The 3,028-nt window shown below is 71.1% G+C and carries 4 protein-coding genes; 2 read left to right on the forward strand and 2 right to left on the reverse strand.

Annotated features, from left to right (window positions below; genetic code table 11):
• The coding region (locus VHK87_RS12830) for a hypothetical protein (protein WP_329635293.1) at positions 1–120 on the forward strand (120 nt) is incomplete at its 5' end.
• A gap of 145 nt (positions 121–265) precedes the next feature.
• Here VHK87_RS12830 and VHK87_RS12835 read toward each other — a convergent pair.
• Both VHK87_RS12835 and VHK87_RS12840 read right to left on the reverse strand, forming a co-directional pair.
• The gene (locus tag VHK87_RS12835) at positions 266–1,180 is read right to left on the reverse strand and encodes an iron-containing redox enzyme family protein (protein WP_329635290.1); all 915 of its coding nucleotides are present in this window, start codon (positions 1,178–1,180) and stop codon (positions 266–268) included.
• A 96-nt stretch (positions 1,181–1,276) separates the two neighbouring features.
• Positions 1,277–2,290 carry a polyprenyl synthetase family protein gene (locus tag VHK87_RS12840; RefSeq protein ID WP_329635291.1) on the reverse strand — a complete coding sequence of 338 codons (1,014 nt, stop codon included), beginning with the start codon at positions 2,288–2,290 and terminating at the stop codon, positions 1,277–1,279.
• 110 nt (positions 2,291–2,400) lie between these two features.
• On the opposite strand from VHK87_RS12840, the gene VHK87_RS12845 reads away from it, so the two are divergent.
• A partial coding sequence (locus VHK87_RS12845; protein WP_414694147.1) for a methyltransferase occupies positions 2,401–3,028 on the forward strand: 628 nt, incomplete at its 3' end.

The raw sequence follows: 3,028 nt of genomic DNA on the forward strand, positions 1-3,028 counted from the left end.
GCCAAGACCGCCCACAAGAACGGCACCACCCTGCGCGAGGAGGCCGTCGGCGGCGGCTACGTTACGAACGAAGAGTTCGACGAAATCGTCCGCCCGGAGAAGATGATCTCGCCGGGTTGATCCTGGCCCTCTCCCCCGCTCCGCGGGGGGAGAGGGTTGGGTGAGGAGGGCCTCGCCGCTTCTCACGTTTTCCGTGGCCTCGCGCCGGGCGCGGCCATGCGGCCGCGCGCCCCGCACCCTACGCCGCGTTGCGGGGAGAGGTCGCTTACTCCGCCGCGTAGACCACCGGGTGCTCGTGTGCCCAGAGGTGGGCGCGGTAGGCTTCGAAGCACTGCTCGCCGAGGATCAGACGCATGATCGCGCCCTCGGCGATGTAGCGGGCGCAGGACGGGTCGGCCTCCACCAGCGGGATCAGCACCTCGGCGTTCCAGGCCTTGGAGTGCTCGACGTCAAGCACCGCGTGCAGGCCGAAGTACTTGCGAAGGGCCGGCTCGACGCCCAGGCGCTTGAGCCCGGCGTCGATGCAGGCGACCCGAGTGGGCGCGGTCAGCTCCACCGCCCCGAGCGCCCCGATCGAGTGATAGGCGTATCGGCGGGTGGTGGCGAAGGCGGTCAGGGTGTTGGCCAGGGCCAGTGACTGCCACAGGGTGCTCTCGATCGTGGGCTTCAGCTCGAAACCCTGGATGGTCCGGTCGAGCATCGGGCCGTGCATGCCCGCCTCGTTGCCGCGGCCCATTTCATCCCAGTAGTTGCGGGCGAGCTCGAGCTTGGCCCGGGCAGGCATCTTGACCTGGGTGAGCGCCACCAGATCGTCAAAGCCCGCCTCGCCGGCCGCCTCCTGGGTCAGGAACCACTTGAAGTCCTCGAGGCTGGCGTCGGCCTCCAGCCAGGCGAACAGCTGGTCGTATTGGCCGGGGCCCGTGTCCTTCAGCTCTTCGAACCAGGCCACGAACCTGGCGGCGTCGGTCGGAACACCCTCCACCTCGGGGGCGACGAGCGCACGGAACGCCTCGACGAAGGCGCCCTCCAGCCGGCGCATACGCGCCTCCTCGCCGATCTCCTCACGCCAAGTAGCGGACGGCGCGCCCACGGCCAGCCGCCGCCGGTTCCAGCGGGCCAGCCCCTGGTGAAGGGCCTCCGCGTCGGGGAACTGCGGGGTGAACTCGCCCAGACGGGCCAAGCGGTATCCAGCTTTCAAAAAGGTCGTCTCCCTCGTGGTAAAAGGGAGCGCGCAAGGCTTGGCTGGGTTCCAAAGGCTAAGCCTTTGGCTGGGGCTCTACGTCCGGCGGGCGACCGCGAAATCGGCGAGGTCTTCGAGGGCGGGACGCCAGCTGTTGGAGCCGGAGAAGGGGGCGAGCGCGGCCTTGGCGCTAGCGGCGTAGTCGGCGGCGAGGCCGAGGGTGGCCTCGAGAGCGCCGGAGCGTACCATCAGCTCGCAGGCGCGCTCGAAGTCGCCGTCGGCCTGCTCGCGCAGGTCCACGGTACGGGTCCAGAAGGCCCGCTCCTCCGGCCCGCTGCGGGCCATGGCGTGGATCAGCGGCAGCGTCGCCTTGCCTTCCCTGAAGTCGTCGCCGGGGTTCTTTCCCAACGCCTCGGACGAGCCGGAATAGTCGAGGGCGTCGTCGACCAGCTGGAAGGCCAGGCCCAGGTCCTGGCCGAACTTGCGCAGCTCGGCCCGTTGGCTCGGCGAGGCGCCGGCGCTGACCGCGCCCGCCTCGGCGGCGGCGGCGAACAGCTCGGCGGTCTTGGCGCGGATGATCTGCAGATAGACGTCCTGCGTGAGACCTAGGTCGTGGGCGCGCGTCAGCTGCAGCACCTCGCCCTCGGCGATCACCCGGCTGGCGCGGGCAAGGATCTCCAGCGCAGCCATGGAGCCGGCCTCGACCATCAGCTCAAAGGCCCGGGCGAACAGGAAGTCGCCGACCAGCACGCTGGAAGGCGCGCCCCAGATCAGGTGGGCGGCGACCTTGCCGCGGCGCAGCTCGGAGGAGTCCACCACGTCGTCGTGCAGCAGGGTGGCGGTGTGGATGAACTCCACCGCGGCCGCCAGCTTGAGGCAGGCGTCGTCCTCGGCCCCGGCGACGCGCGCTGAGGCGATGGTCAGCAGCGGGCGCAGCCGCTTGCCGGAGCCGGCGATGATATGCTCGGCGAGCGCCGGGATGACCGAAACCGGGCTCTGCATCCGCTCGCGGATCAGAGCGTCGACGCCGGCCATGTCATCCTTGGCGAGGCTCAGCAGCCGGTCGACCGACGGCGGCTTGTTCCGGACGGCCGCACTGGCGTCATCCACGGTGAAAAGCGCTCCAACTGCGGCCGGGCGAAGCGCCCGCCGTTTGGCCGCGACAATGGTCAGCCGATGGGGCAGGGTCAAGCAGCGCAACGGTTTCCGTCCCCTTCGGCATGAGCTTGCCCGCCTCCCCCGACATTTCAGAACAGACTACCGAGGATCGGCTGCTGGACGGACGCCTCGTCCTCCTGCAGCCGCGGGCGGGCTATCGGGCCGGGATGGACGCCGCTCTACTTGCGGCCGCCTGCGACGCGGGCCCGGGCGATCGGGTGCTGGAGGCGGGCTGCGGGGCCGGCGCGGCGCTGCTGGCGGCCGCCGTCCGCCGCTCCGGGGCGCGCCTGCTTGGGCTGGAGCGCGACCCGAGAGCGGCCGAGCTCGGCCGACGCAACGTGCTGGAGAACGGCCTGACCACCCGGGTGGAGGTGCGGGCCTTCGACATCGCGCAGGGGTTCGCCGCGCTCGGCGAGGCGCGGTTCGATGCGGTGATGGCCAACCCCCCGTTCTTCGACGATCCGGCGGCGTTGCGCGCCCCCGCGCCGGCGAAGCGCGACGCGTGGATGGCCGAGGGCGGACTGGCGGCCTGGACGGGCTTCCTGCTGGCGGCCGTTCGGGACAAGGGAACGGTCACGCTGATCCACCGCGGCGACCGGCTGGCCGACATCCTGGCTCTGCTCTCGGCGAAGGCGGGCTCGTTCCAGATTCGGCCGGTCCACCCGTTCGCCGACGCCCCGGCCAAGCGGG

This window comes from Phenylobacterium sp., from assembly GCF_036263695.1.
Lineage (GTDB): Bacteria > Pseudomonadota > Alphaproteobacteria > Caulobacterales > Caulobacteraceae > Phenylobacterium.